At 71.7% G+C, this 23,483-nt stretch carries 19 protein-coding genes; 6 read left to right on the forward strand and 13 right to left on the reverse strand.

Features of this window, described 5'->3' with window-relative positions:
* Positions 1-18 precede the first annotated feature (18 nt).
* The 5 genes from pyrE to ACZ4FH_RS00235 all read right to left on the reverse strand — a co-directional run bounded on the left by pyrE (position 19) and on the right by ACZ4FH_RS00235 (position 4,771).
* Positions 19-558, reverse strand: coding sequence for an orotate phosphoribosyltransferase (gene pyrE / locus ACZ4FH_RS00215; RefSeq protein ID WP_383630719.1), 540 nt, complete (start codon positions 556-558; stop codon positions 19-21).
* A gap of 59 nt (positions 559-617) precedes the next feature.
* Positions 618-1,415, reverse strand: a complete 798-nt coding sequence (locus tag ACZ4FH_RS00220) for an aldose epimerase family protein (RefSeq protein WP_467301354.1) — start codon at positions 1,413-1,415, stop codon at positions 618-620.
* 83 nt (positions 1,416-1,498) lie between these two features.
* Entirely contained in the window at positions 1,499-2,479 is a 981-nt protein-coding gene (locus ACZ4FH_RS00225; RefSeq protein WP_467301355.1) for an SRPBCC domain-containing protein, read from the reverse strand.
* Positions 2,480-2,566: 87 nt separating this feature from the next.
* Positions 2,567-4,162 carry a polyamine aminopropyltransferase gene (locus ACZ4FH_RS00230; RefSeq protein WP_467301356.1) on the reverse strand — a complete coding sequence of 532 codons (1,596 nt, stop codon included), beginning with the start codon at positions 4,160-4,162 and terminating at the stop codon, positions 2,567-2,569.
* Positions 4,163-4,246: 84 nt separating this feature from the next.
* Positions 4,247-4,771, reverse strand: coding sequence for a DUF2617 family protein (locus tag ACZ4FH_RS00235; protein WP_383630731.1), 525 nt, complete (start codon positions 4,769-4,771; stop codon positions 4,247-4,249).
* Between the two features lie 806 nt (positions 4,772-5,577).
* Here ACZ4FH_RS00235 and ACZ4FH_RS00240 point away from each other — a divergent pair.
* Positions 5,578-6,792, forward strand: a complete 1,215-nt coding sequence (locus tag ACZ4FH_RS00240) for a pyridoxal phosphate-dependent aminotransferase (RefSeq protein WP_467301357.1) — start codon at positions 5,578-5,580, stop codon at positions 6,790-6,792.
* A 68-nt stretch (positions 6,793-6,860) separates the two neighbouring features.
* Here the strand turns inward: ACZ4FH_RS00240 and ACZ4FH_RS00245 are convergent, their stop codons facing one another.
* The 3 genes from ACZ4FH_RS00245 to clpB form a co-directional block, all read right to left on the reverse strand.
* Positions 6,861-7,427 (reverse strand): YbjN domain-containing protein, encoded by a 567-nt coding sequence (locus tag ACZ4FH_RS00245; protein WP_467301358.1) that lies wholly within the window; start codon positions 7,425-7,427, stop codon positions 6,861-6,863.
* Between the two features lie 127 nt (positions 7,428-7,554).
* On the reverse strand, positions 7,555-8,820 hold the full coding sequence (locus ACZ4FH_RS00250) for an MFS transporter (protein WP_467301359.1): 1,266 nt from the start codon (positions 8,818-8,820) through the stop codon (positions 7,555-7,557).
* Positions 8,821-9,129: 309 nt separating this feature from the next.
* The gene (clpB, locus tag ACZ4FH_RS00255) at positions 9,130-11,724 is read right to left on the reverse strand and encodes an ATP-dependent chaperone ClpB (RefSeq protein WP_467301360.1); all 2,595 of its coding nucleotides are present in this window, start codon (positions 11,722-11,724) and stop codon (positions 9,130-9,132) included.
* A gap of 194 nt (positions 11,725-11,918) precedes the next feature.
* Here clpB and ACZ4FH_RS00260 point away from each other — a divergent pair, with 194 nt between their 5' ends.
* On the forward strand, positions 11,919-12,323 hold the full coding sequence (locus tag ACZ4FH_RS00260) for a pyridoxamine 5'-phosphate oxidase family protein (protein WP_467301361.1): 405 nt from the start codon (positions 11,919-11,921) through the stop codon (positions 12,321-12,323).
* 114 nt (positions 12,324-12,437) lie between these two features.
* Here the strand turns inward: ACZ4FH_RS00260 and ACZ4FH_RS00265 are convergent, their stop codons facing one another.
* Positions 12,438-12,758, reverse strand: a complete 321-nt coding sequence (locus ACZ4FH_RS00265) for a (2Fe-2S)-binding protein (protein WP_383630748.1) — start codon at positions 12,756-12,758, stop codon at positions 12,438-12,440.
* Between the two features lie 366 nt (positions 12,759-13,124).
* Between ACZ4FH_RS00265 and ACZ4FH_RS00270 the strand changes: the two genes are divergently transcribed.
* On the forward strand, positions 13,125-14,135 hold the full coding sequence (locus ACZ4FH_RS00270; RefSeq protein ID WP_383630754.1) for a helix-turn-helix transcriptional regulator: 1,011 nt from the start codon (positions 13,125-13,127) through the stop codon (positions 14,133-14,135).
* A gap of 126 nt (positions 14,136-14,261) precedes the next feature.
* On the opposite strand, the gene ACZ4FH_RS00275 is transcribed toward ACZ4FH_RS00270, so the two are convergent.
* The 4 genes from ACZ4FH_RS00275 to dnaK all read right to left on the reverse strand — a co-directional run bounded on the left by ACZ4FH_RS00275 (position 14,262) and on the right by dnaK (position 18,509).
* Positions 14,262-14,708, reverse strand: a complete 447-nt coding sequence (locus ACZ4FH_RS00275; protein WP_383630757.1) for a heat shock protein transcriptional repressor HspR — start codon at positions 14,706-14,708, stop codon at positions 14,262-14,264.
* 1 nt (position 14,709) lies between these two features.
* Positions 14,710-15,894, reverse strand: coding sequence for a molecular chaperone DnaJ (dnaJ, locus tag ACZ4FH_RS00280; RefSeq protein ID WP_467301362.1), 1,185 nt, complete (start codon positions 15,892-15,894; stop codon positions 14,710-14,712).
* A 123-nt stretch (positions 15,895-16,017) separates the two neighbouring features.
* A complete protein-coding gene (gene grpE, locus ACZ4FH_RS00285; RefSeq protein WP_383630763.1) occupies positions 16,018-16,662 on the reverse strand; it encodes a nucleotide exchange factor GrpE in 645 nt (214 codons plus the stop codon).
* Entirely contained in the window at positions 16,659-18,509 is a 1,851-nt protein-coding gene (gene dnaK / locus ACZ4FH_RS00290; protein WP_383630766.1) for a molecular chaperone DnaK, read from the reverse strand. The genes grpE and dnaK overlap by 4 nt, the downstream gene beginning before the upstream one ends.
* Before the next feature lie 340 nt (positions 18,510-18,849).
* Here dnaK and ACZ4FH_RS00295 point away from each other — a divergent pair, with 340 nt between their 5' ends.
* From ACZ4FH_RS00295 to ACZ4FH_RS00305, 3 genes are all read left to right on the forward strand, one after another.
* Positions 18,850-19,449 carry a sugar transferase gene (locus ACZ4FH_RS00295; RefSeq protein WP_467301363.1) on the forward strand — a complete coding sequence of 200 codons (600 nt, stop codon included), beginning with the start codon at positions 18,850-18,852 and terminating at the stop codon, positions 19,447-19,449.
* Between the two features lie 93 nt (positions 19,450-19,542).
* Positions 19,543-21,810 (forward strand): (Fe-S)-binding protein, encoded by a 2,268-nt coding sequence (locus ACZ4FH_RS00300; RefSeq protein WP_467301364.1) that lies wholly within the window; start codon positions 19,543-19,545, stop codon positions 21,808-21,810.
* A gap of 530 nt (positions 21,811-22,340) precedes the next feature.
* Complete coding sequence (locus tag ACZ4FH_RS00305; protein WP_467301719.1) at positions 22,341-23,411, forward strand: FG-GAP repeat domain-containing protein; 1,071 nt, start codon at positions 22,341-22,343, stop codon at positions 23,409-23,411.
* Positions 23,412-23,483: the final 72 nt, after the last annotated feature.

A 23,483-nucleotide genomic window follows, 5' to 3' on the forward strand; every position in this document is an offset into this window, starting at 1 on the left:
TTCGCGAAGAACCGCAGGTCAGGACAGGTCGAGGTCCGGGACCGTGTAGGCGTGGACATACGGCAGCCCGGCCTCGGCGATGGCCGGGGCGGCCCCCCGTTCCACGATCACGGCGACGGCGACGACCTCGCCACCGGCCTCGCGCACCGCCTCGACGGCCGTCAGCGGCGAACCACCGGTGGTCGAGGTGTCCTCGACGACCAGGCAGCGGCGGCCCTTGACGTCCGCGCCCTCGATCCGGCGCTGCATGCCGTGGGCCTTCTGGGCCTTGCGGACCACGAACGCGTCCAGCACCTGACCACGCGCGGCGGAGGCGTGGAGCATCGAGGTGGCGACCGGGTCGGCACCCAGCGTCAGCCCGCCCACGCAGTCGTAGTCCAGCTCGGCGGTCGCGTCGAGCATGACCTGACCGACCATCGGAGCGGCCTTGCCGTCCAGCGTGATGCGGCGCAGATCGATGTACCAGTCGGCTTCGAGCCCGGAGGAGAGCGTCACCTTGCCGTGCACCACGGCCTTGTCCTTGATCTGCTGGAGCAGCTCAGCGCGTACGTCAGTCATGGCTACGAGGATAAGGCGCCGTGGGCACGGGGCGTGCCGGGCGCGGTCCGCCCCGGTGCTCAGAGCGTGCGCCAGCTCCAGGTGGTCGCGATCTCCAGGGGGTCGATGGGGGTGACGTAGCGCGGGTCGGTGTTCAGCCCGTTCGGCGGGCCCGACTGCGGTTCCACGCAGACCGCCTCGTCCTGCTCGTCGTAGACCACGACCCACTCGCTCCGGCTCTTCACCGTGAGCTCCAGCCGCTCCGGCCAGGTCAGCGTCACGTCGACGCCGTCGGGCATCCCGAAGCAGTCGTCCCAGGGGCCGGGCTGCGGCGGGATCCGGCGGCCGGTCGGCAGATGGTCCTCGCCGCGCTCCTCCTGCCAGGCGGCGTCGAACGCGATCCGGACGTCCCCGCCCTCGCCGAGGCTGCGCCGGAACCAGGGGTGCCAGCCGGCCTGCGCCGGGAAGGAGTCGCCGTACGTCTCGATGCCGAACGCCACCGTGAGCGCGGACCCGGTCAGCTCGAAGGTCTGGGTGACCCGTCCCGGGTACGGCCAGGGGTCGGCCAGGTCGTAGTAGAAGGCGGCCTCGGTGTCACTGGCGTGCGCGGTGCGCCAGGCGGTGTCCCGGCCCGTGCCGTGGATGGCGTGCGGCGGCGCGGTCAGCGGGAGCCGGTGCAGCACACCGCCGTTGCGGAACTGCCCGTTCCCGGTCCGTCCGCACCACGGCACCATCGGGAAGCAGCCGTAGCGCTCCCCCTGCCGCAGCAGTTCGGTCCCACCGATCCGCAGGCTGCCGATACGGCAGCCGTTGTCGGGATTCACGGTCAACTCTGCGTCGCCGACGGCCAGCCGGACGCTCTTCTCGCTGCTGCTCACCCGACGACACTACTGGCGCGGCCCGGACCCGATCCAAACGTCGGCCACCGGGGGTGTCCCGCCGGCCGGGCCGGAGCCGCCCCCTACTTCCGGCGCCGCAGCGCCCGGCCGACCACCACCGCCGAGGCGAGGGCCAGCGCGGCCGCCGGGGCCACCCAGCGCAGCGTGGCACCCGCACCGCTCGCGTCCGGTGACGGCACCGGGGCGTACCGGCCGCGCGGCGGGGCGTGGTCGACCTCCTCCGCGCTGCGCCCGATCATCGTGCGCCGGGCGTGCGCGGCCTCGGCCGGCGGCCCGTCCGGAACGGTGAACTCGATCCCGGCCACCGGGTCCAGCGACGATGGCGGCACGGGGGCGTCGAACACGGACCCCCGCTCCTCGTCCGCCTCCTCGGCGGCCTCCTCGATGGCCTGCTCCACGGCCTCCCCGACGGCCTGCTCCTCGTCGGCGGAGACGGCGGGAGGCTTCTCGTCGGGGACGGGCGGCTTCCCGGCGGCCGGAACCGCCGTACCCGAGGCGGTTTCAGTCGACGCCGGATCGCCCGAAACCGATTCACCCGCGGCGGAGTCACCCGCGCCCCCGTCGCCCTCCTCCGCGCCGTCCTGCCCGTGGGCCGTCAGGGATTCCGTCACGAGTTGCTGCGCGAAGCGGTCCAGCAGGCGGTGGGCGGCCGAGAGGGCCGCGGCCGGGTCCAGCTCCAGGATGCGGCCCTCGCCGGTCGCCGTGCCCGCGAAGGTGATCGCCGTGCCGTCGTCGCGGGCGGCCAGGCGGAGGGTCAGGGCCAGCAGGGCGGAACCGCCGCCACGGGCCTCGGTGCCCTCGCCCTCGACGGAGAGCGCGTAGTCCGCGCCGTCCGCCGCGTCCGGCGACGGGGTCAGCCGCAGCGCGCCCCGGTACGTGATGGTGTGGCCGCCGGCCCTGATCCTGAGCCGGCCGGTCAGCGGGCCCGCGGACGCGTCGGCGTCCCGCTGGAGCCCCGGCACACAGCGCGCGACACGGGCGGGATCGTCCAGCGCCCGCCGCAGGGCCGGAACCGGAACCGGTACGAACACCTCATGCTCCATGGCACCCGAGGCTACTCGGACCCCGGCCGCCGCGTCAGCGCTTCCGGACCGGCGCACCCCCTCCTCCCCCGGCCCGGCACACCCCGGTCACCGCTCCCAGTACCGGGGGTGCACCAGGGTCGAGGGCGCCTGGTCCGGCAGCCGCCCGGCCTCCGCCCGCCGCCCGGCGTCCCGCAGCAGGGGGCCGGTCAGCGAGCGCAGGCGCGGGGCCCCGGGAGCCAGCCCGAGGCGCGGCACCGCACCGGGGGCCGCCAGCACGAACCCCCAGCCGTGCGCCTCCCCGGCCCGGCGGCTCGACCGGTCGGGGCCGGCCGGGGACCCCGCGTACCGCCCGCTCACCCGGTAGGCGCGGGTCCGCAGCCCCGCCGCCCGGACCGAGGCCTCCACCGTCCAGAACGTGTGCGGCCGGCTCACCGGGGGCCCGCCGTGCACCACCAGCCGGCCGCCGGGGGCCAGCGCCCCGGCGACCAGCCCGTAGAACTCGGCGGAGTACAGCTTCGTGCTCGCCGAGATCCCCGGGTCCGGAAGGTCGGCGATCACCACGTCGAAGCGGTCGCGCACCGCGCGCAGCCAGGTGAACGCGTCCCCGGTCACGGCGGTCAGCCGGGGGTCGCGGTAGGCGTGCGCGTTCAGCGCGGACAGGGCGCGGTCCGTCCGGGCCAACTGGGTGACGCCGGGGTCCAGCTCGACCAGCGTCACCCGGCGTACGTCCGGGTAGCGCAGCACCTCGCGGGCGGCCAGGCCGTCCCCGCCGCCCAGGATGAGCACCCGGGCGTGCGGCCCGTTCATCGCGGGGTGCACCAGCGCCTCGTGGTAGCGGTACTCGTCCTTGGAGCTGACCCGCAGCCGCCCGTCCAGATACAGGTCCAGGGAGTCCCGGCCCCTGCCGGTGAGGACCACCTCCTGGACCTCGGTCTGCACGGCGACGCGCACCCCGTCCCCGTACACCGCCCGCCGCGCCGCCCGTTCGAAGTCGTCGCAGAGCAGGGCCGCCGTGGCGAGCACGGCGATCACCCCGACGTTGGCGACGACCAGCAGCCAGCGGGAGCGCGTGGTGAGGTCGCGGCGGAACACCCACAGGACCAGCGCCCCGCCCGCCGCCGCGTTCACCGCGCCGGTGAGCAGCGCACCGGTGAGCTGCCCGAACATCGGGAGCAGCAGGAACGGGAAGGCCAGTCCGCCGACCAGCGCGCCCACGTAGTCGGCCGCGAAGAGATCGGCCACGGCCCCGCCCGCGTCCTGCCGGTCCACCCGCTGGATCAGCGTCATCAGCAGGGGGATCTCCGCACCGATCAGGATGCCGATGGCCAGCGAGAACCCGACCAGGGCGACTCTCGACTCCCCGAACCAGGCGAACGAGGCGTAGAGCACCAGGGCGGAGAAGCCGCCGATCAGGGCGAGCGCCGCCTCGATCAGCCCGAACCCGACCGCCGCGTGGTTGCGTAAACGTTTCGCGAAGAGCGAGCCGATCCCCATGGCGAAGACCATCACGGACAGCACGACGGAGGCCTGGGTGACGGAGTCGCCGATCAGATAGGAGGCGAGCGCCACCAGTTCCAGCTCGTACACCAGCCCGCAGGCGGCGCAGATGAAGACGGCGGCCAGCACGAGGTACCGGCCGGTCCTCGGCCGCACGGGGAGCCGCGCCGCGCCCCCTCGCAGCGACACCTGCTGGTCGATCATGCCGCGAACGCTACGTCACGGACCCGTCGCCGCTTGTCACCCACAAGGGTGTAATCGGCGCACGCGCACCGGAGTTGGGCCCGGTCACAGCGCTGCCGCGGCCGGCATCCGCACACCCACCCGGGTCCGGGTGACCACGAGGCGTCCCTCCTGCGGGTACGCGTGCCAGGTGCGCCAGCGCACCTGGCCCTCGGTCCGCTGGGCGAGCATCGCCGTGAAGGCGTGCGGGCTGCCGGGAAACGTTCCCGCCAGGCCGTGCGGGTGGTCGGCGACGAGCGCGAGCAGTTCCTGCGCCCGCCCGGCGAACGAACCCGGCGTGAGCGTCTCGACGCGGGCGGCGAACTCGTAGTCCCACTCCCCCAGCCGCTTGGAGACGCCGAGGGGCAGCGGGGTGCTGCTGCCCGGGATACAGGCGACGGTCTCGGAACAGTCGCCGTACTCCTCCTTGAGGAGCACCTGGTGGGAGGCGCCGAGCAGGCGCAGCTGCAACTGCGCGCCGCCGAGTTCGAGGTCGAGCACGGCGAGCGCCGGGAGCGGTTCGCGCCCCAGCGCCCAGGCCAGATCGGCGGCGCGGGTGTCGGAATAGGCCGTATGGAGGGTCGTGAGCATGGGTCGGCTCCGCAAAACACACATGGGACACGTGGACAGGGGGCGCCCCGACGTGGTGCACGTGGGAGGTGGGAAGCGCCCGATCAGGTCCAACTGGGGTCCGAGGGCTGAATGTTCTCTCTCATGAGGGAATCACGGACTACGCCGTACTCGCAGCGTTTTTGCCCAACTTGACGTGGTTTCCATCCCCCCGGGGGCCCTCCGGTTCTGATGTTCACCGCGCACGCGCCGGACGGCCAACAAAAAGGTGTCCGAAGGGACTTAGGGGGATTTCGATGAATCCCCCCGGTCCCTCCGAACACCTTTCTGCCGGACCGGGCCGGACACGTGGGCCCGGCCCGCGCGGACCAGCTGCCCCGTGTCAGCTGCCTCCGCCGCATCCGCCCCCGCCCCCGCACGACGAGCCGCCGCCGCACGAGGAGCCTCCACCGCACCCGTGACCTCCGGAGTGGCCGCCCGAGTGGCCCCCGGAGTGGCCGCCCGAGTCACCGCCGCCGCCGTCCCCGCCGCCGACCCACCAGCTGCCCCCGGCCGCACCCCCGCTGCGCGCCCCGCGCCGGCTCCGGGGCGCACCGCTCAGCGGATTCCCCCGGCTTCCGGCGTTCGCCAGCCTCACGACGAGGAGCACGACCCCCACGATCACGATCACCCCGACGAGCAGAGCCACCATCGACCTCACGTCCTTCCGTCCCCCGCGGCGGAGCCCCCGCTCCCTGCCGATTCCCGCGTGCCTGGGGGATGCCCCCGCCGCCGCCGCGCCAAAGCCGACTTGAGCAACTCCAGAGCTTCCGCGCAGGATGACGTCCATGACACAGCGCCGACCGCTGCTCAACCGCCGCCTCGCCGAGTTCGGCACGACGATCTTCGCGGAGATGTCCGCCCTCGCCGCCCGCACCGGAGCCATCAACCTCGGCCAGGGCTTCCCCGACACCGACGGCCCCGAGGAGGTCCGCGAGGCCGCGGTCCGCGCCCTGCGGGCCGGCCACGGCAACCAGTACCCGCCGGGCCCCGGCGTCCCCGAGCTGCGCACCGCGATCGCGGACCACCAGCTGCGCCGCTACGGCCTGGCGTACGACCCCGACACCGAGGTCCTGGTCACGGCGGGCGCCACGGAGGCCATCGCCGCCGCCATGCTCGCCCTGCTGGAACCGGGCGACGAGGTCGTCGCGCTGGAGCCGTACTACGACTCGTACGCCGCCTCCGTCGCCCTCGCCGGGGCCACCCGCGTCCCCGTGACCCTGCACCCCGAACCGTCCACGCGCACCTACCGGCTGGACCTCGACGAACTGCGCGCCGCCGTCACCCCCCGCACCCGGCTGCTGCTGCTCAATACCCCGCACAACCCCACCGGCACCGTGCTCGGCCGCGAGGAACTCGCCGCGATCGCCGAGCTGGCGTGCGAACGCGACCTCCTCGTGGTCAGCGACGAGGTCTACGAGCACCTGGTCTTCGAGGGCGAGCACGTCCCGATCGCCTCGTTCCCCGGCATGCGCGAGCGCACGGTCACCATCTCCTCGGCCGGCAAGACCTTCTCGTTCACCGGCTGGAAGGTCGGCTGGATCACCGCGGGCGCGGAGCTGGTGGCGGCGGTCCGCTCGGCGAAGCAGTTCCTCACGTATGTGTCGGCGGGGCCCTTCCAGTACGCGGTCGCCGAGGCGCTGCGTCTGCCCGACGCGTACTTCGACGGGCTGCGCGCCGATCTGCGGGCCAAGCGCGACCTGCTGAGCGACGGGCTGGCCGAGGCGGGCTTCGAGGTCTACCGCCCCTCCGGCACCTACTTCGTCACCACGGGCATCGGCCCGCTCGACCCGGCCGGCGACGGATTCGCCTTCTGCCGCTCGCTTCCCGGGCGCTGCGGTGTGGTCGCCGTCCCGAACGCCGTCTTCTACGACCACCGCGAACAGGGCGCCCCCTTCGTGCGCTTCGCCTTCTGCAAGCGCACCGAGGTCCTGGAGGAGGCCGTCGCCCGGCTGAAGACGCTGGGGGCGGCCGGGTTCCCGCCCGCCCCGTCCCGGACATGACGGAGCCCGGTCCGGGGCGGTCCGCAGGGGCCGCTCCCGGGCCGGGCCCGGTGTCGTGACGCGGGGGCTCAGACTCCCGGCGGCGTGGGGTCGCCCTCGGCGGCCTCCGTCTTCTCCTCGGCCGGGGCCAGGCCCAGGCGCTCCAGCAGCCACTTGTCGAACTCGATGGAGGCGCGCACCCAGCTGACCGTCGAGGAGACGAAGTGCTCCAGCGAGACGCCGGTGCCGATGAGCATCTGCGCCTCACCGATCAGCCGGATCGAGGTGCCGGTCTCCTCGGAGCCCTCCTCGGGCTCGTGGGTGTGGGTGTAGACCTTGGGCCACAGGGTGCGGCGGTTCCAGTCGTCGATCGCGTCGAGGAGGACCGGACGCTGGTCCGCGTCGTGCGGGCGGTCGTAGAACGTACGGACCGAGAAGACCTGCTGCTCGCCCTCGCCGCGGAACATGAAGTACGTGCGGAACTCTTCCCACGGCGCGGCGAGGTCGCCCTCGTCGTCGACGACGTACTTCAGCTCCATCTGCTCCAGGAGCTGCTTGACGAGGTCCTGGTCGGGGACGACGGGGCCCTCCGGTCCTGTCGCCTGCGGTTCGGGCTGGCCCCCGAAGTTGGGGATCGAGGACGGGTCGATAGACATCGCTGGGTACTCCTGTGGATCGCGCGTGGTTTCCTGCCGACGACCCTAGCCGCGTTTGGCCGCCGGAGCGTAGACCGCACGGGGCCGGGAGGCCTGTGTGCGGATCGTGCGAGCGGCGTGGGAGGCCCTACGCCTTCCCGGGGATCATCTCGGCCCCGGTCCCCCGTGCCCGTGCCCAGGCGGTGGCGGCCAGGACGGCGCAGATCACCCCGAGGAGCCCGGAGGCCCCGATGGTGGTCCCCGAGGAGCCGGTCAGCTCGGTCACCGCCCCGCCGGCGGCCACACCGACGCCCTGCATGGCGGTCACCCCCGACCGGGCGAGCCCCAGCGCCTGGCCGCGCCGGTCGGGCGGGGTCAGCAGGACGAAGGTGGCCCCGGCGGTGATCTGGTACGCCGAGCAGACCCCGGCGACCAGCAGCAGGAACATGGCCACTTCCGTACTGGGGTGGAGCAGGTAGACGACCAGCGGCAGATTCGCGGCGACGGCCAGCGGGCCGAGCAGCCGGCGCCGGGTCTCGTCCCCGACCGCGGAACGTCCCAGCAGGGCCGCGCCCAGCACCATGCCCGCCGGATGCGCGGCGAGCAGCAGCCCCACCGCGTAGGTCCCGCCGCCGGCCTCGTCGGCGAACGGGGCGGCCAGCCCCTCCGGCAGGACGACGAACCCCGCGAGCCAGCCCAGGGCCAGCAGCGAGCGGAGCCTGCGGTCCGACCAGATCAGCGCGGCGGCGCCACCGACCTGGGCGCCGAGCTTCGCCGTACGCGCCTCGGCGCTCGTCACCGGGCGGGCCTTCACCCCGAACCGGATGAGGGCCGCCGAGACCAGGAAGGTCGCCGCGTTCACCGCCAGCGAGCGGTTGCTGCCCAGCCACGCGACCAGCAGCCCGCCCCCGGCGAACCCGACCAGCTGGCCCGCCTGGTGGGTGATCTGCATGACCCGCTGGCCGCGCTCGTACCGCTCCACGCCCAGCACGGTGGGCAGGAGCGCGCCCTGGGCGGCCCCGAAGGGCGCCTCGGCCAGCTGCGCCAGCACCAGCAGTCCGGCGAGCAGCGGCAGCGGCATCCCGGGCAGCGCCATCAGCCCGACCAGCACCATCCGGGTCAGATCGCAGCTGACCATGACCGTGCGCCGGGGGAACCGGTCCGCCAGACCGGAGAGCAGCACTCCGGAGAGCAGCGCCGGCAAGGTGGTCAGGGCATAGGTCGCCGCGGTCCATCCCGGCGAGTCCGTACGTTCGAAGACAAGCAACGAAAGCGCCACACGGGCCAGCTGGTCGCCCAGGATCGACTGAGCGTAAGCAGCCCAAAGGGTACGGAATTCGCCAAGGTGAAAGAGATTGTCAGATCTGGACTTCTTGGGTCCGTTGGTTATCTCATCGCCTGTCCGCTCGTTCATGCGGGCACGCTACCGGCCGCACAATTCGACCTCTATTCCCAGCCGCGGGCAGGTCGCCGCAGGTGGGGTGCGGTGTCCTGTTTATACGCGCACCCCTGGCCGGACGGTGGGGCTCCGCACCCCGAACTCCCTTGCCAGAGGGGGTTCGGGGTGGTCGCGGAAGCGCCGGTATGGGTGTTCGCGCACAGGGGGCGGGGCAGCACCTTTGGCGCGATTCCGATGTCGGGGAATGGATCGCTCCGGACGGAGGACGTCCCGTCCATTCCTCGGGAATCACCGTATTCCCGGCGCCCCCGTCGCGGCGGCGGCTCAGACCGCCCGGCCGACCAGCAGTCCGTCACCGGCCCGGTCGACGCGCACCGTGTCGCCGTCCGCGACCTCGCCCGCGAGGATCTCCTTCGCGAGCCGGTCGCCGATCGCCGTCTGGATGAGGCGGCGCAGCGGCCGGGCGCCGTAGGCCGGGTCGTTGCCCTCCTCGGCCAGCCACGCCAGGGCCTCGGGGGTGACGTCCAGCGTGAGCCGCCGGTCGGCCAGCCGCTTGGCGAGCCGGTCGATCTGGAGCCCCGCGATATGCGCGAGTTCGTCGCCGGACAGCGCGGAGAAGACCACCAGATCGTCCAGCCGGTTCAGGAACTCCGGCTTGAACGCGGCCCGGACCACGTCCAGGACCTGGCTCTTCTTCTCCTCGGGCTTGCTCAGCGGATCGGTCAGGTACTGGCTGCCGAGGTTGGACGTCAGGATCAGGATGGTGTTGCGGAAGTCCACCGTCCGGCCCTGTCCGTCGGTGAGCCGGCCGTCGTCGAGGACCTGGAGCAGGATGTCGAAGACCTCGGGGTGGGCCTTCTCGACCTCGTCCAGCAGCACGACGGTGTACGGACGGCGGCGGACGGCCTCGGTGAGCTGGCCGCCCTCCTCGTAGCCGACGTATCCGGGCGGGGCGCCGACCAGGCGGGCGACGCTGTGCTTCTCGCTGTACTCGCTCATGTCGATGCGGACCATGGCCCGCTCGTCGTCGAAGAGGAAGTCGGCCAGAGCCTTGGCCAGTTCGGTCTTGCCGACGCCGGTCGGGCCGAGGAAGAGGAACGAGCCGGTGGGCCGGTCGGGGTCGGCGATCCCGGCCCGGGTGCGGCGCACCGCGTCCGAGACGGCCTGCACGGCCTCGGTCTGCCCGATGAGCCGCTTGCCCAGCTCCGCCTCCATGCGCAGCAGCTTCTGCGTCTCGCCCTCCAGGAGCCGGCCGGCCGGGATGCCGGTCCAGGCGCCCACGACATCGGCGATGTCGTCGGGGCCGACCTCCTCCTTGACCAGGGTCTCCTTGGGCTCGCGGGCGGCCTCCTGCTCGGCCTCGTCGGCCTCGGCCAACTCGCGCTCCAGCCCGGGGATCTCCCCGTACAGCAGCTTGGACGCGGTGTCGAAGTCGCCGTCGCGCTGGGCGCGTTCGGCCTGGCCGCGCAGGTCGTCGAGGCGTTCCTTCAGCTCACCGACCCGGTTGAGGCCCTGCTTCTCCTTCTCCCAGCGGGCGTTGAGGCCGCGCAGCTCCTCCTGCTTGTCGGCGAGGTCGCGGCGCAGCTTCTCCAGCCGCTGCTTGGAGGCGGGGTCCGTCTCGTTCTTGAGGGCCAGCTCCTCCATGAGCAACCGGTCCACCGAGCGCTGGAGTTCGTCGATCTCGACGGGCGAGGAGTCGATCTCCATGCGCAGCCGGGAGGCGGCCTCGTCGACGAGGTCGATGGCCTTGTCGGGGAGGAAGCGGGAGGTGATGTAGCGGTCGGAGAGCGTCGCGGCGGCGACCAGCGAGGCGTCCGCGATCTGCACCTTGTGGTGGGCCTCGTAGCGGCCCTTGAGCCCGCGCAGGATCGCGATGGTGTCCTCGACGGTCGGCTCGGCCACCAGCACCTGCTGGAAGCGGCGCTCCAGGGCCGGGTCCTTCTCGATGCGCTCGCGGTACTCGTCGAGCGTGGTGGCGCCGACCATCCGCAGCTCGCCGCGGGCCAGCATCGGCTTGAGCATGTTGCCCGCGTCCATCGCCGAGTCGCCGCCGGCGCCCGCGCCGACGACGGTGTGCAGTTCGTCGATGAAGGTGATGATCTGGCCGTCGCTCTCCTTGATCTCGGAGAGGACGGTCTTCAGGCGCTCCTCGAACTCGCCGCGGTACTTCGCGCCCGCGACCATCGCGCCGAGGTCCAGCGAGACGAGCCGCTTGTTCTTCAGGGACTCCGGGACGTCCCCCTTGACGATGCGCTGGGCCAGTCCCTCGACGACGGCGGTCTTGCCGACGCCGGGCTCACCGATGAGCACCGGGTTGTTCTTGGTCCGGCGCGAGAGCACCTGGACGACGCGGCGGATCTCCTGGTCGCGCCCGATGACCGGGTCGAGCCTGCCCTCGCGCGCCGCGGCCGTGAAGTCCGTACCGAATTTCTCCAGGGCCTTGTACTGGCCCTCCGGGTCCGGTGTGGTCACCCGGCGCCCTCCCCTGCTCTTCTCGAACGCGTCCAGCAGCTTCTTCGCACTGGCGCCCTGCCCGTCGAGGATCTCACCGGCCCGGCCGCCCTTCGCGGCGACGCCGATCAGCAGATGCTCGGTGGAGATGTAGTCGTCGCCCAGCTCCTTGGCCCGCTCGGCGGCGTCGGAGATGACGGCCAGCAGCTCGCGGTTGGGCTGCGGGGGTGCGACGGTCGAGCCGGTCACGCTGGGCTGGGCGCCCAGCAGCCGCTCGGTCTCGGTGCGCACGGCGATCTGGTCCGCGTCCACGGCGGCCAGCAGATCGACCAGGTTCTCGTTGTCCTCGCCCGAGAGCAGCGCCAGCAGCAGATGCCCGGGGGTCAGATCGGGGTGCCCGTCCTTCACGGCCCTGCTGGTGGCCGCGTTGATCGCGTCCCGGCTCCTGTTGGTCAGCTCGGCGTCCACGTGCGCTGTCTCCTTCCTGCGGCGGCGGTTTCCGGCTCAATACTGATGACTGACACAGTCAACGTGCACAAAGTTGAGTCTATTCCACTCAAGGCAGTTTCGCGGACTCCGCGCGCACCCGTCCGCTCCGAGTGAACCGGCGCCCCGGTCGGCCCGCCACCGCAGCGCTCCCGGCCCCTGCATACGCTGGCCCCATGGCAGTCGACGTACGCGATCCCGGCCCGGACTACCTGGCCTTCTGGCGCGAGCCCCACTATTCGGCCCTCACCACGCACCGCCCCGACGGCACCCCGCACGTGGTGCCGGTCTGCGTGACGTACGACCCCGAGGCGGGCCTGGCCCGGGTCATCACCAACAGGAACAGCCGCAAGGCCGCCCACATCCTGGCCGCCGGCCCGGACGGCGCCCGGGTCGCGGCCTGCCAGGTGAGCGGGCGCCGCTGGGCGACCCTGGAGGGCGTCGCCCGGATCCGTACGGAGGAGGACCGGGTCGCCGAGGCCGTGCGCCGGCACACCGAGCGCTACACCCGCACCCCGTCGCCCAACCCCGACCGCGTCGTCATCGAGATCACCCTCGACCGGGCGCTCGGACGGGCCTGACCGCACCCGCGCCCCGCCCGTACCCGGACAGCACAACGGCGCCACCGTGTTCAGGTCACGGAGGCGCCGTTGTGTGGGGGAGTGACTGAGCGACGTGGAACGACGGGGGATCGCTCAGGCACTGCGGGGGGTGGCGGAAATGGTTTCGGGTTCGAACAGCTGGTGGTCACGCCGGTCGAGGTTCACAAAGATCATGTCGTACCGGATGGCACAGCGCACCGGCTGCGGCGCGCCGCGCGGCTTGCGGAGGCAGCGGTAGGCGCGCACCTCTCCGTCGTCCTCGCGGGCGACGACGACCGGGTCGCCGAACAGAGTGACCATCAACGAATCACCACGGTGGGGGAGGGCCGTGACGAGGTCGATGAAGTGCCACCCTGAGCGGTAGGCCGTTGCCATCTCGCGCCGGAAGGTCCGGTCGTCCGGCGGGGTGGTCATGTCAGGCGCCCGCACGGGTCGGCTGAACCCAGGCGATGTCGCCGGGGGCCGCGGCCTGGACACGCCACGCGATGTCGGACGGTGCGGCGTTTCCGCCGAACCAGGCGATGTCGCCGGCCGCACCCGCCCGGGTCGACCAGGCGATGTCGCCCGCCGTCGCCCCGGACCCGCTCCTCCAGGCAATGTCGCCGGCGCTCAGGGCCCCGAGGCTCAGAGCCGCAACGAACGAGGCGGCAAGCGCCGAGCGAAGCATTCGCTTATACATAGTCGGCTTCGTCCTCACTTGTGGATTCTTCTCCCCCGCACCAAAGACGATGTCTCACCTGGGCACACGAACACCACCAAGTCGATGCATCATGTTCCTGCATGTTCAGGAACCTGGGGGGTGGAGAAATGGTCAGAAGTGATATAAAGCCGACACATCCTCATGGCATCACTGAGCTGTGCGACGAAGGAAGACGTCTCTACGCAAGTGCGCTGCGTTCGGGCCGCATCGCACGGAGCGAGGCCGAACCCGCCCCCTGCCTCATGGACTTCGCGCTGCTGCACCCCGACCCCGACGACGCCGCCTGGCTCAGACCCGTCCCTCCGTCGGCCGCCCTGGCCAAGCATCTCAACCCCATCGAGCGCGAGATCCAGGAACGGCGCCGCCACTCGATCCAGTTGGCCGAATCCTTCGAACCCTTCATGGACATCAGCGCGCAGGACGCCCCCACCACCCACGCCATCACCGTGCTGGAGGGCTTCAACCGGATCAACGCGGCACTCGACCTGGCCACTGCAGAGTGCCGGACCGAGGTCCTCACCGTCCAGCCCGGCGGCGGCCGGAGCGAGGACCGGCTCAGCGAGGCGCTGGAGCGCGGACTGTCCGTCGTGGACCGCGGTGTCAGCATTCGCACCCTGTACCAGCACACGGTCCGCCACAGCCCCGGAATACTGGCGTACGCCGAGCGCATCGCCGACGAGAGCGTCGAGATCCGCACCCTCGAGGAGCTCATCGAACGGCTCATCATCTTCGACCGCACGGTCGCGTTCATCCCGGCGACGGACGACCGCCAGAACGCCCTGGAACTGCGCCACCCCGGCCTCGTCGAGTACCTGGTCAAGGTGTTCGAGCAGCTGTGGGCCCGCGCCGCCCCCCTCCGCGAGGAGGTCAAGTACGACTCCGTGCCCCGCGGGATCAGCGGCGTCCAGCGGTCCATAGCCCAACTGCTCGTCGAGGGCCACGTCGACGACTCCATCGCCCGCCGGCTCGGCATGAACGTCCGCACCTGCCGCGCCCACGTGGCCAAGCTCAACGCCGCCCTCGGCAGCAACAGCCGCGCCCAGCTCGGCTATCTGATCGCCCGGTCGGGCATCCTCGACCAGGAGGCCTGACCGCGCCCCTCCCCCGGCACACGAGAAACCCGCCACCCCGGCGAACGGGATGACGGGCCTCTCCTGCGGGCTGTGCGGGCCGTACGGGCCGTACGGGCCCCGGACGGTGCCGGGAACCCCTCCGGGTCAGTCCTTCGGCCGCTTGGGGCGCCAGACGACCAGCGCGCTGGTCTGCTGCACGTCCTGGTACGGCACGAGATCGCGCCGGTAGGAGGCGTGGACCTGGGCCTCGCGCTGCTGCATCGCCGCCGCCGCGCCGTCCACCGCCGCCGAGAGCTCGGCGACGCGCTGCTGGAGCGCGGCGACCTGGTTCTCCAGCTCGATGATGCGCTTGATCCCGGCGAGGTTGATCCCCTCGTCCTGCGACAGCTGCTGCACGGTGCGCAGCAGCTCGATGTCGCGGGCCGAATAGCGCCGGCCGCGCCCGGCCGTGCGGTCGGGCGAGACCAGACCGAGCCGGTCGTACTGGCGCAGCGTCTGCGGATGCAGGCCCGAGAGCTGGGCCGCGATCGAGATCACGTACACCGGGGAATCGTCGGTGAGTTCGTACGGATTGCGTCGTCGGCCGTCCACCTCAAGCTCCCTTCGCTGCCTGGAACAGCTCCGCCCGCGGGTCCTCGTCCGCGGTCGCCTTCCGGTAGGCCTCCAGGGCGTCCCGGGCCTCGTCGCCCAGGTCCCTGGGGACCGCCACCTCGACGGTGACCAGCAGGTCGCCCCGGGTGCCGTCCTTGCGCACGGCGCCCTTGCCCCGGGCGCGCATGGTGCGTCCGCCCGGCGTACCGGCCGGAAGCTTCAGGGTGACCGGCGGCCCGCCGAGCGTCGGCACCTTCACCTCGCCGCCGAGCGCCGCCTCCGTGAAGGAGACCGGCACGGTGACCGTGAGGTTGTCGCCCTTGCGGCCGAAGACCGGGTGGGCGTCGACGTGGACGACGACGTAGAGGTCGCCGGCCGGTCCGCCGCGCTCGCCGGGCGCGCCCTTGCCGCGCAGCCGGATCCGCTGGCCGTCGAGGACGCCCGCGGGGATGCGCACCTGCATGGTGCGGGACGACTTGGCCCGGCCGCTGCCCTTGCAGACCTCGCAGGGGTCCTGGGCGATGAGGCCCCGGCCCTTGCAGTCCACACAGGGATCGGTGAGCGAGAAGCCGCCGCCGCTGCCGCGCGAGACCTGGCCGGTGCCGACACAGGTCGGGCAGACCCTCGGGGTGCCGTTCTTGTCGCCGGTGCCGGAGCAGGCCTTGCAGGGCGCCTGGCTGGACATCCGCAGCGGGACCGTGGCCCCGTCGACCGCCTCGGTGAAGCTGAGCGTCACCTCGGACTCGATGTCCTGGCCGCGGCGCGGCTGCACCCGGGGGCCGGCACCTGTGCCGCCCCGGTTGAACAGCCCGCCGAAGACGTCGCCCAGACCGCCGCCGCCGAATCCGCCGGCGCCGCCCTGGCCGCCCTGCGCGCCCCCGAAGAGGTCGCCCAGGTCGAAGTTGAAGTTGCCCTGCGCGCCGCCGGGTCCGGCGCGGAAACCGCCGTTGCCGAAGAGGGCGCGCGCCTCGTCGTACTCCTTGCGCTTCTTGGTGTCGCCGAGGACGTCGTTCGCCTCGGAGATCTCCTTGAAGCGCTCCTCCGCCTTGTCGTCGCCCTTGTTGGCGTCCGGGTGGAACTCGCGGGCGAGCTTCCGGTACGCCTTCTTGATCTCGGCGTCGGTGGCGTCCTTCGGGACGCCGAGAACCTTGTAGTAGTCCTTCTCGACGAAGTCCTTCGTACTCATCGACGTCCCTCCTTCCGGACGATCGGCCGGGGGCCTCCCGTACGGACCCCGCCGCGGTGCGGCAGCGTCCGGGCGAGAGGCCCCGTGACCGGGCGGTGTGCGGCCTGGTGGTCGGACAGGATGTCAGACCTCCTCGCCGCCACCGCTCTCCTCGTCGTCGGTCTTCTCTTCCTTGGCGGCCGGGGTCGCCCCCGGCTGCGGCTCGGCCACGGCCACCCGCGCGGGGCGGATGGTCCGTTCGCCGATCCGGTACCCCGGCTGCAGGATCGCCACGCAGGTCGTCTCGGTGACGTCCGGCGCGTAGCTGTGCATCAGGGCCTCGTGGATCGTCGGGTCGAAGGGCTCGCCCTCCTTGCCGAACTGCTGGAGTCCCAGCTTGGCGACGACCGTCTCCAGGGATTCGGCCACCGACTTGAACCCGCCCACCAGCTCGCCGTGGTCACGGGCCCGGCCGACGTCGTCGAGCACGGGCAGGAGCTCGGACAGGAGCGCCGCGACGGCGATCTCCTTGACCGTGACCCGGTCCCGCTCGACCCGGCGGCGGTAGTTCTGGTACTCGGCCTGGAGGCGCTGGAGGTCGCCGGTGCGCTCGCTGAGCGCACTGCGTGCCTGGTCCAGCTGGGCCGTCAGACCGGTGGTGCGGTCAGCGTCCCCGGCCGGGGCCGCCTTCTCCGAGGAGGAGTCGGCGGCCTTCGGCTCGGCGTCGTCGGGGGTGGCGCCGGAGGGGACGTCGGGCTCCTCCTCGAAGCCCGGAGTCTCCTCGGTCACGCCGCACCGCCCTTGGTGTCCTTCTCGTCGTCGACGATCTCGGCGTCGACGACGTCGTCCTGGCCGTCGGCCTGGGCACCCGGCTGCGGGTCGCCCTGCGGGCCGCCCTCGGCCTGGGCGTTGGCGTACATGGCCTGGCCCAGCTTCTGGGAGACGGCCGCGACCTTCTCGGTGGCCGTGCGGATCTCGGCGGTGTCCTCGCCCTTGAGCTTCTCCTTCAGCTCGGTGAGCGCGGTCTCCACCTCCGTCTTCACGTCACCGGGGACCTTGTCCTCGTTGTCCTTGAGGAACTTCTCCGTCTGGTAGACGAGCTGCTCGCCCTGGTTGCGCGACTCGGCGGCCTCGCGGCGGGCGTGGTCCTCCTCCGCATACTTCTCGGCCTCCTCACGCATCCGGTTGACCTCGTCCTTCGGCAGCGAGGAGCCGCCGGTGACGGTCATCTTCTGCTCCTTGCCGGTGCCGAGGTCCTTCGCGGCGACGTGCATGATGCCGTTGGCGTCGATGTCGAAGGCGACCTCGATCTGCGGGACACCGCGCGGGGCCGGCGGAAGGCCGGTCAGCTCGAACATCCCGAGCTTCTTGTTGTACGCCGCGATCTCGCGCTCGCCCTGGTAGACCTGGATCTGCACGGACGGCTGGTTGTCCTCGGCCGTCGTGAAGATCTCGGAGCGCTTGGTCGGGATCGTGGTGTTGCGCTCGATGAGCTTGGTCATGATCCCTCCCTTGGTCTCGATGCCGAGGGACAGCGGGGTGACGTCGAGGAGCAGGACGTCCTTGACCTCGCCCTTGAGGACACCGGCCTGGAGCGAGGCGCCGATGGCGACGACCTCGTCCGGGTTCACGCTCTTGTTGGCCTCCTGGCCGCCGGTCAGCTCCTTGACGAGCTCGGCGACGGCCGGCATGCGGGTGGAGCCACCGACGAGAACGACGTGGTCGATCTCGGAGAGCTGGATGCCCGCGTCCTTGATGACGTTGTGGAACGGCGTCTTGCAGCGGTCCAGGAGGTCGGCGGTGAGCTGCTGGAACTGCGAGCGCGTGAGCTTCTCGTCCAGGTGCAGCGGGCCCTCGGCCGACGCCGTGATGTACGGCAGGTTGATCGTGGTCTCCGTCGAGGAGGACAGCTCGATCTTCGCCTTCTCCGCGGCCTCGCGGAGACGCTGGAGAGCCATCTTGTCCTTGGACAGGTCCACGCCGTGCCCGTTGGCGAACTGCTTCACCAGGTAGTCGACGACGCGCTGGTCCCAGTCGTCACCACCGAGCTGGTTGTCGCCGTTGGTGGCCTTCACCTCGACGACGCCGTCGCCGATCTCCAGGAGGGACACGTCGAAGGTGCCGCCACCGAGGTCGAAGACGAGGATCGTCTGGTCGTCCTTGTCGAGCCCGTACGCCAGCGCGGCGGCCGTCGGCTCGTTGACGATGCGCAGGACGTTCAGGCCCGCGATCTCGCCGGCCTCCTTCGTCGCCTGGCGCTCGGAGTCGTTGAAGTACGCCGGAACGGTGATGACCGCGTCGGTGACCTTCTCGCCCAGGTAGGCCTCGGCGTCGCGCTTCAGCTTCTGCAGGATGAAGGCGCTCATCTGCTGCGGGTTGAAGCTCTTGCCGTCGAGGTCGATCTTCCAGTCCGTGCCCATGTGGCGCTTGACGGAGCGGATGGTCCTGTCGACGTTCGTCACAGCCTGGCGCTTGGCGACCTCGCCGACCAGCACCTCGCCGTTCTTCGCGAAGGCGACGACGGACGGCGTGGTCCTGGCGCCTTCGGCGTTGGTGATGACGGTGGGCTCGCCGCCTTCGAGAACGCTGACGACGGAGTTAGTCGTGCCCAGGTCGATGCCGACCGCACGTGCCATTTCAATTCCTCCAACTGACTACTTGAGTGGATCTGGCTCAAGGATGCATGACACCCGCCCCAGAGTCAACAGACCTGAGTCGAGTCGACTCAACTAACATGCACGCACCCAACGCGACCAGGGGAAACGTCGCTCCGAAGCGGAACGGACACCCTTCGCATACGGGCCGTACGCGCCCGACTCGCCCCTCCGGTGCGCGACACCCCCGCACCCCCGGGGGCCACACGCCCCTCCCCATCATCGCCTCGTGGGATCGTTCTGTCACAAAATGCCGAGAGCCGTGCAAAACCGGCACCCGATCCGCCGACACCGGGCGGTCCGACCCAGGCAGGTGCGAACGATGCAGACGCGTACACCGAGGTCCACGCGGGGGCGCACACCGCGCCTCCCCTCCGCGAAACGCGCCCTGGACCTGACCCTCGGCACGGCCCTCCTGCTGCTGGCCGCCCCGCTGATCGCCGCGGCCGCCCTGGCCCTCGCCGTACGCGGCGGCCCCGGCTCCGTCTGGACGCACGCGCCCCGGATCGGCGCCGGGGGCCGCCCCTTCACACTGCGCTCGCTGCGCACCCGGCGGCTGCGGCTGCACGTCCTGTCCCGGCTGCCCCATGTCGTACGGGGCGAACTGTCCCTGGTCGGCCCGGCACCGCTCACGCCGGCCGAGGTACGAGGGCGGCGGACGGATGCGCGAGACTGGCGGCTGGAACTGCGGCCCGGCCTGACCGGTCTGGCCCAGGTCCGCCACCGTTCGGCCATGCCGTGGGACGCGGCGGACCTCCTCGACCAGCACTACGCCGAACACCACCGGCTCCGGCTGGATCTGGCGATCCTGGTCCGGGCCGCGGGAGGACCCCTGCGCGAGACGGCCGCCCGGCTGCGGCACGGCAAGGCACGCCTGAGCGACACAGATCACCGCCTGCCCGGCTACAGGACGGCGGAATAAGTGGATAGTGTCAGCACAGACTGATTAAGTTACTGCTTAGTAATCAGCGATCATCGCTGAATCCCACCCGAGCAGGCCCGAGGAGCCCCCACCATGCAACTCGCCGCGATCATCGTGTCGCTGGTGCTGACCGTCGTCGGCGTCGCGCTCCTCGCCCGAGCCGTCGCGCAGATCTACCGGTTCGTCCGCCTCGGACAGCCGGTACCGGCGGGCAGTCGCACCGACGATCCCAAGCAGCGCACGATCACCCTGGTCAGGGAGTTCCTCGGCCACACCCGGATGAACCGGTGGGGCATCGTGGGCTTCGCGCACTGGTTCGTCGCGATCGGCTTCCTGACCCTGCCGCCGACGCTGCTCCAGGCCTACGGCCAGCTCTTCAAGGCCGACTGGGTGCTCCCCATCATCGGCGAGTGGCTGCCGTTCGAGCTGTACATCGAGTTCATCGGCCTGATGACGACGGTCGGCATCCTCGTGCTGATCGCCATCCGGCTGCTGAACCTCCCGTCCCGGGCCGGCCGCAAGTCCCGGTTCGCGGGCTCGAAGGCCTGGCAGGCGTACTTCGTCGAGTACGTCATCCTCATCATCGGCCTGGCGATCCTCACCCTGCGCGGTCTTGAGGGCGCGATCCACCACGTCGACGGCTACGAGGCCGCGTACTTCGTCTCGTATCCGCTGGTCCTGGCCTTCAAGGGACTGGCCCTCGGCACCCTGCAGAACCTCATCTACTTCGTCGCCATGATCAAGATCGGCACCTCGCTGATCTGGATGATCACGGTCTCCCTCAACACCAACATGGGTGTCGCCTGGCACCGCTTCCTCGGCTTCCCGAACATCTGGTTCAAGCGGAACGCCGACGGCGCGGTCGCGCTGGGCGCCCTGCAGCCGATGACGACCGGCGGCGAGGAGATCGACTGGGAGGACCCGGCCGAGGACGCCGTCTTCGGCGTCTCCCAGGTCGAGCAGTTCTCCTGGAAGGGCATCCTCGACTTCTCCACCTGCACCGAGTGCGGCCGCTGCCAGTCGCAGTGCCCCGCCTGGAACACCGGCAAGCCGCTCTCCCCGAAGCTCCTGATCATGTCGCTGCGCGACCACGCGCACGCCAAGGCCCCGTACCTCCTGGCCGGCGGCGGCAAGGACATGGAGGGCGAGGAGAAGGCGACCGAGGAGCAGCTCAAGGACGTCCCCGCCGCCGCCCTCGCCGAGGCCGAGCGCCCGCTGATCGGCACGGCCGAGGAGAACGGCGTCATCGACCCGGACGTCCTCTGGTCCTGCACCACCTGCGGTGCGTGCGTGGAGCAGTGCCCGGTCGACATCGAGCACATCGACCACATCGTCGACATGCGCCGCTACCAGGTGATGATCGAGTCCGCGTTCCCGTCCGAGGCGGGCACGATGCTCAAGAACCTGGAGAAGAAGGGCAACCCCTGGGGTCTCGCCAAGAAGCAGCGCGTCGAGTGGACCAAGGAGGTCGACTTCGAGGTCCCGATCGTCGGCAAGGACGTCGAGGACCTCACCGAGGTCGACTACCTCTACTGGGTCGGCTGCGCCGGCGCCCTGGAGGACCGCGCCAAGAAGACCACCAAGGCCTTCGCGGAGCTGCTGCACATCGCGGGCGTCAAGTTCGCGATCATGGGCGGCGACGAGAAGTGCACCGGTGACTCCGCCCGCCGCCTCGGCAACGAGCCGCTGTTCCAGCAGCTCGGCCAGGAGAACGTCGCGATGCTGAACATGGCGTTCGGCGAGGACGACGAGGACGACTCGACCAAGAAGGCCAAGTCCGCGAAGAAGATCGTCGCGACCTGCCCGCACTGCTTCAACACCATCGCCAACGAGTACCCGCAGCTCGGCGGCGAGTTCGAGGTCATCCACCACACGCAGCTGCTCCAGCACCTCATCGACGAGGGCAAGCTGATCCCGGTGACCCCGGTCGAGGGCCTGATCACGTACCACGACCCCTGCTACCTGGGCCGTCACAACAAGATCTACACGCCCCCGCGCGAGATCATCGCCAAGGTCCCGGGCCTGCGGAACGAGGAGATGCACCGCCACAAGGAGCGCGGCTTCTGCTGCGGCGCCGGTGGTGCCCGGATGTGGATGGAGGAGCGGATCGGCAAGCGCATCAACAACGAGCGTGTCGACGAGGCCCTCTCCCTCAACCCGGACATCGTCTCCACCGCCTGCCCGTTCTGCCTGGTCATGCTGACCGACTCGGTCAACGGCAAGAAGAACGACGGCAAGGCGAAGGAGTCGATCCAGGTCGTCGACGTCTCCCAGCTGCTGCTGGAGTCCGTGAAGACCCCGGCCGATCCGACGGGCGAGCCGGAGACGGCCGACGCGCCGGAGCCGGAACCGGCGAAGTAGCCGGACAGCGCGCCACCGCGGTGCGCGGAAGCGGCCGGACCTGCCTCGGGGGCAGGACCGGCCGCTTCTGCTTTCCCGCCGCCGTGACGCATCATGTGGGGCGGCCGGGACGCCCGCGGCCCACGAGACGTACGAGGTATTCCTCCGGGGATACGCAGCGGAGGAACCCCGTGCCGATACGCAACACAGAAGCGGCCCCGGCCCCGGGCCCGCCCGGCACCGGGGCGAACCGGGCACGCGCGGCGGAACCGATACCGAACGGCCGGGCGGAAGCCGCGGGGCTCGTACGCCCGGCGGGGCTCGCGCAGAACCACCGGGCACGCGCGGCCGACCGGCCCACGGACCGGGGACGCACGGCGGAGCCGATACGGGACGGCCGGGCGGAAGCCGCGACGCCGGCGGACCGGGCGCAAAGGGCGGCCCAGGCACCCCCGGCCGACCGGCCCACGAAACGGGCGCACACAGCCGACCGGGCACGCGCGGCCGGCCCGGTCCGGGGGAAGGCCGCCGGCGTTCTCGGGCTCGGACTCCTGCTTCTGCTCACCGCCTGCGGGGGCTCGTCCGACGCCCCGGACAAGAACGGCGACACCCCGCCCACCGCGCTCTCCGGCCTGGCGGGCGCGGCCCGCCACCCCGTACCGCACGGCACCGGCAGCCGCGTCCCGTACGACTTCAACGGCGACGGCCATCGCGATCTCGTCCTGAACGACCTGGTGAAGCCCGCGTCGGACAGCCACGGCGACGACGCCGGGATCGGTGTCGTCTACGGCTCCGAGGACGGCGGCCTCGACCCGTCGACGCGCCAGCTGCTCGCCGCCCGCACCCACGCGGCCAAGATCGGCGACACCCTCCCCTCGGCGTTCGACGCGGAGACCGCCTGCGACCTGGACGGGGACGGCTTCACGGACCTCGTCGTGGGCACCGACCCCCCGTACGACGGCATCGGCAGGCCGCCGGTCCCGCTCCAGGTCCTCTTCGGCTCGCCCGGGGGCCTCACGGGCCGGGCGGTGACGCTGCGCATCCCGGACCGGGCGCGCTTCGGCAACGAGTGGCCGGACCACCCGGTCTGCGGCGACTTCGACGGCGACCGGAAGCCGGACCTGGCCGTGACGGCGAGCGAGGGGCGGTTCAGCTTCCTGCGCGGGCCGTTCACCCGCGACGGCCGCCCGCACGCGGCCGGCGGCACCGTTCCGGGGGCGGGCGCCTATCTGTTCGCACCGGAGCCCCGGGCGGACCTCGACGGGGACGGGTACGACGACCTGGTGTACGCCGCCCGCCCCCACACCCCCCACACCGCGGGCCGGGCGGCGCGGCTGCGCGGCACCCCGGACGGCCCGACCCGCCCCGGCGGTACGTACCGCTTCCCGGCGCCGCCCGCGCCGCTCCCCACGGCGCCGCTGCGAGCTGGGGCCGGCACGTCACCGGCCCGCGCGGAAACGACTCTGCTGGAGCGGTACGGCGACTTCGACGGCGACCGGAAGCCGGACCTCGTGGTCCGCACCCACCGGGGCGAGACGGCGGACCTGATCGCGCTGTACCCGGCGTCGACACCGAACCGCCCCCTGATCACGTTCACCACCGCGCTGTTCACGGCGGGCTGACCACCGCGCCGGCCCCGCGCCGTACCGGGGGGGACAACCCCCCGGGGTTCCCTTAGGGGATGTCACAGGTGG

This window comes from Streptomyces sp. NPDC024555, from assembly GCF_055559335.1.

Excerpts from the sequence above, each read along its gene's own strand:
- pyrE (WP_383630719.1), bottom strand. The coding sequence starts at position 558 with ATGACTGACGTACGCGCTGAGCTGCTCCAGCAGATCAAGGACAAGGCC.
- ACZ4FH_RS00225 (WP_467301355.1), bottom strand. The coding sequence starts at position 2,479 with ATGGAGCATGAGGTGTTCGTACCGGTTCCGGTTCCGGCCCTGCGGCGG.
- ACZ4FH_RS00230 (WP_467301356.1), bottom strand. The coding sequence starts at position 4,162 with ATGATCGACCAGCAGGTGTCGCTGCGAGGGGGCGCGGCGCGGCTCCCC.
- ACZ4FH_RS00235 (WP_383630731.1), bottom strand. The coding sequence starts at position 4,771 with ATGCTCACGACCCTCCATACGGCCTATTCCGACACCCGCGCCGCCGAT.
- ACZ4FH_RS00240 (WP_467301357.1), top strand. The coding sequence starts at position 5,578 with ATGACACAGCGCCGACCGCTGCTCAACCGCCGCCTCGCCGAGTTCGGC.
- ACZ4FH_RS00245 (WP_467301358.1), bottom strand. The coding sequence starts at position 7,427 with ATGTCTATCGACCCGTCCTCGATCCCCAACTTCGGGGGCCAGCCCGAA.
- ACZ4FH_RS00250 (WP_467301359.1), bottom strand. The coding sequence starts at position 8,820 with ATGAACGAGCGGACAGGCGATGAGATAACCAACGGACCCAAGAAGTCC.
- ACZ4FH_RS00260 (WP_467301361.1), top strand. The coding sequence starts at position 11,919 with ATGGCAGTCGACGTACGCGATCCCGGCCCGGACTACCTGGCCTTCTGG.
- ACZ4FH_RS00265 (WP_383630748.1), bottom strand. The coding sequence starts at position 12,758 with ATGACCACCCCGCCGGACGACCGGACCTTCCGGCGCGAGATGGCAACG.
- ACZ4FH_RS00270 (WP_383630754.1), top strand. The coding sequence starts at position 13,125 with ATGTTCAGGAACCTGGGGGGTGGAGAAATGGTCAGAAGTGATATAAAG.
- dnaJ (WP_467301362.1), bottom strand. The coding sequence starts at position 15,894 with ATGAGTACGAAGGACTTCGTCGAGAAGGACTACTACAAGGTTCTCGGC.
- dnaK (WP_383630766.1), bottom strand. The coding sequence starts at position 18,509 with ATGGCACGTGCGGTCGGCATCGACCTGGGCACGACTAACTCCGTCGTC.
- ACZ4FH_RS00295 (WP_467301363.1), top strand. The coding sequence starts at position 18,850 with ATGCAGACGCGTACACCGAGGTCCACGCGGGGGCGCACACCGCGCCTC.
- ACZ4FH_RS00300 (WP_467301364.1), top strand. The coding sequence starts at position 19,543 with ATGCAACTCGCCGCGATCATCGTGTCGCTGGTGCTGACCGTCGTCGGC.